The sequence below is a fragment of the Hydrogenophaga sp. genome (assembly GCF_022844385.1).
In the GTDB taxonomy this organism is placed as follows: Bacteria; Pseudomonadota; Gammaproteobacteria; order Burkholderiales; family Burkholderiaceae_C; genus Hydrogenophaga.
The window spans coordinates 24707-27865 of sequence record NZ_JALHLX010000030.1 but is presented as its reverse complement, the minus strand read 5'-3'; the positions used below and the strand labels follow the sequence as shown (position 1 = coordinate 27865).

Here is a 3159-nt window from a genome sequence, read left to right as displayed (position 1 = left end):
TGTTCATTCCAGACCCTCCTCAACCAGTTCGGCTGCGCGCAACAAGGCCCGTGCCTTGTGCTCGGTTTCTCTCCACTCCATCTCGGGCACCGAGTCGGCCACCACGCCGGCCGCGGCCTGCACGTAGAGCGTCTGGTCCTTGATGATGCCGGTGCGGATGGCGATGGCCACGTCCATGTCGCCCGCATAACTGAGGTAGCCACACGCACCGCCGTAGATGCCGCGTTTGGTGGGCTCGAGCTGGTCGATCAGTTCCATGGCGTGCACCTTGGGCGCGCCGGTGAGCGTGCCGGCCGGGAAGGTGGCTTTCAGCACGTCCATGCTGGTCATGCCGTCCACCAGCATGCCTTCGACGTTGCTCACGATGTGCATCACATGGCTGTAGCGCTCCACCGCGAACGCCTCGGTCACCTTGACCGTGCCGATCTTCGCGATGCGGCCGATGTCGTTGCGCGCCAGGTCGATCAGCATCACGTGCTCGGCGCGCTCTTTCGGGTCGTTGATCAGCTCGGTTTCGGTCGCCTTGTCCTGCTCGATTGTTGCGCCGCGCGGGCGGGTGCCGGCCAGTGGGCGGATCGTCACCTTGGTGCCCTCGGCCGTGTTCTCCTGGCGCACCAGGATCTCGGGCGAGGCCCCCACCACGTGGAAATCCCCGAAGTGGTAGTAGTACATGTAGGGCGAGGGGTTGAGCGAACGCAGCGCGCGGTACAGGCTCAGCGGCGACTCGGTGTAGCGCTTCTTGATGCGCTGGCCCACCTGCACCTGCATGAAGTCGCCCGCGGCGATCAGCTCCTTGGCGCGGTCCACAGCCTTCAAGTAGTCGGCCTTGGCGAAGTCGCGTTCGGCCGGGTAACCCTGGCTGGCCTTGACCACCGGCGCGCTCACCGAATATTTGAGCGCTTCGCGCAGTTCGCGCAGGCGTTTCTTGCCGTTGGCGTAGGCCTCGGGCTGGCCGGGGTCGGCGTACACGATCAAATACAGCTTGCCCGACAGGTTGTCGATCACCGCCAGCTCCTCGCACTGCAGCAAGAGGATGTCGGGGCAGCCCAGGGTGTCGGGCGGGCAGGTGTTCTCCAGCTTCTTCTCGATGTGGCGCACCGCGTCGTAGCCGAAGTAACCGGCCAGGCCGCCGCAGAAGCGCGGCAGGCCGGGGCGCAGCGCGACCTTGAACCGCTGCTGGTAGGCGGCGATGAAGTCGAGCGGGTTGCCGTGGTCGGTCTCGATCACCACGCCGTCACGCACCACCTCGGTTTTGGCCTCGGCGCCGAAGCCGGTGGCGCGCAGCAAGGTGCGCGCGGGCAGGCCGATGAAGCTGTAGCGCCCGAAGCGCTCACCGCCCACCACCGATTCGAGCAAGAAGCTGTGCTTGCCGTCGCCGCGCCCATGTGCGAGCTTGAGGTAAAGCGAAAGCGGGGTTTCGAGGTCCGCGAAGGCCTCGGCCATCAGCGGGATGCGGTTGTAGCCCTGCTGGGCCAGGCTCTTGAATTCCAGTTCCGTGATCATGTTCGTTCTTTCCATCGGCCACGCGTCGGGTCATCGACACATCGGGCGGGGCGCTGGGGTACATGCCATCCGGTCAGGGGTGCTGCCGGGCTTGGGTGGGGTGAGACAGCGGCGGGCGCGGAGCGCGGTGGTCGCTGTGCCAACCCCGGGGGGAGTGCACGTTTACGCTGGCTTGCGCCAGGGCCAGGCTCCCCGGCCGTTGCGGCTCGGCAGAACACCTGAGGGGGTTGTGCATGGGTTGAACATGGTGGGCGGAGTGTAGCAAAGGGTCTGTGGCGTGTCGTGGGTCACGGCGACATGCTTTGGTTTTACGGCTAAACCCTGTGAGGGCGGATTCAACCCGAAGGGACAATCAGAAAAATAGAACGCCTGTTCTTTTTTTCGATCTGGAGCCCCATGAAACACCTGCCTTTTGCCCCATCCATTCTGGCGGCCTTCACCCTGTGCACTGCCCTGCTCTTGCCAACACTCAGTCAGGCTGCCACCGTGGAGTTGAGCGGCGTCAAGCTCGAAGATCGCGTCACCGTGGCCGGGCAACCGCTGGTGCTCAACGGCGCCGGCATCCGCTACAAGGCGGTGTTCAAGGTCTACACCGCCGGGCTCTACCTGGGTCAGAAGGCCGAGACGCCCGAGGCGGTGCTGGCGGCCACCGGCCCGCGGCGCATGACCATCACCATGCTGCGCGACATCGATTCGGCCGAACTCGGCAAGCTGTTTTCGCGCGGCATGGAAGACAACATGGAGCGCGCCGCCTTCTCCAAACTCATCCCCGGCGTGCTGCGCATGAGCCAGGTGTTCAGCGACCACAAGAAGCTGGTTGCGGGCGACACCTTCCTGATCGACTGGGTGCCCGGCACCGGCACGGTGCTGACCATCAAGGGCAAGGTGGAAGGCGAGCCGTTCAAGGAGCCCGAGTTTTTCAATGCGTTGATGCGCATCTGGCTGGGGCCGAAACCGGCCGACTGGCAATTGAAAGATGCGTTGCTCGGGAAAGCAAAACCCTGACGGTCAGGCAATACGGAGAGTCAACTCGGCCAGCGAGCCGATCAACCGGTCGTGCGGCGCCTGTGCGATCGGGTCACCGTGGTTGTAGCCATAGGTCACCAGCACCACCGGGCACCCGGCCGCGCGCGCGGCGATGCCGTCGTTCTGCGAGTCACCCACCATGAGCGTGTTCGCCGGCGCTGTGCCCAGCGCTTCGCAGGTTTTCAGCAGGGGCAACGGGTCGGGTTTGGTGCGCTCGAAACTGTCGCCACCGAACACATGGGCGAAGAAGCCGAGCAATCCCTTGGCTTTGAGCAGCGGCAGGGCAAAGCCGTGGGGCTTGTTGGTCAGGCAGGCCAGCGGCAGACCGCGCTCGCGCAGCGCCGTGAGACCTTCGACGACGCCGGGATACACCGCGCTGTGGGCGCCGTTGATGGCGAGGTAGTGCGCCTGGTAGCGCGTCCAGGCATCAGCTTGCAGTGCCGCCGCCTCATCGGCCTGCAGCCCGCCATGCAGCAAGGCCGACCGGATCAGGTGCGCCGAGCCCTTGCCCACCATGCGCTCGATCTCGGCGCGGGTGACGCCGGGCCGGCCCAGCGCCTTCAAGGTCCCGTTCAGGGCGACATCGAAGTCGCCCAGGGTGTCGACCATCGTGCCATCGAGATCAACGAT

3 protein-coding genes are annotated in these 3159 nt (G+C 65.3%); 1 reads left to right on the top strand and 2 read right to left on the bottom strand.

Annotated features, from left to right (window positions below; genetic code table 11):
* Positions 1 to 3 precede the first annotated feature (3 nt).
* Positions 4 to 1503, bottom strand: a complete 1500-nt coding sequence (gene trpE / locus Q0C59_RS08100) for an anthranilate synthase component I (RefSeq protein WP_291213938.1) — start codon at positions 1501 to 1503, stop codon at positions 4 to 6.
* A gap of 396 nt (positions 1504 to 1899) precedes the next feature.
* On the opposite strand from trpE, the gene Q0C59_RS08095 reads away from it, so the two are divergent.
* Complete coding sequence (locus tag Q0C59_RS08095) at positions 1900 to 2508, top strand: chalcone isomerase family protein (protein ID WP_291213937.1); 609 nt, start codon at positions 1900 to 1902, stop codon at positions 2506 to 2508.
* A gap of 3 nt (positions 2509 to 2511) precedes the next feature.
* Here the strand turns inward: Q0C59_RS08095 and gph are convergent.
* The coding region (gene gph / locus Q0C59_RS08090) for a phosphoglycolate phosphatase (RefSeq protein ID WP_291213935.1) at positions 2512 to 3159 on the bottom strand (648 nt) is incomplete at its 5' end.